A 269-nucleotide genomic window follows, 5' to 3' on the forward strand; every position below is an offset into this window, starting at 1 on the left:
CAAGGCTTTTTCAAGATTAACCCGCTCTCCCACACGTAATGTATGGAAACGGGTATGGGCAAGCGTCTCACGCGATACATCGGCAATAAAACCATCACCGGGTAACTCAACGGCAGTCAAACACACACCGTTGGTTGCAATACTATCGCCTAGCTTAACATCACTCAGGTCTAGGCTGCCGGTACGCACATATAAGCGCATATCCCCCGACCGCTGTTCGATTAAGGCGATAGACCCCACCGCTTCAATTATTCCGGTAAACATCTATT

At 49.1% G+C, this 269-nt stretch carries 1 pseudogene; it reads right to left on the bottom strand.

The annotated features are described in order from the left end of the window. Nucleotides 1–264, bottom strand: a pseudogene (locus AYW76_RS18695) (riboflavin synthase); the annotation flags it as partial. Between the last annotated feature and the right edge of the window lie 5 nt (nucleotides 265–269).

It is taken from the genome of Marinomonas gallaica, from assembly GCF_001639745.1.
GTDB classification, from domain to species: Bacteria; Pseudomonadota; Gammaproteobacteria; order Pseudomonadales; family Marinomonadaceae; genus Marinomonas; species Marinomonas gallaica.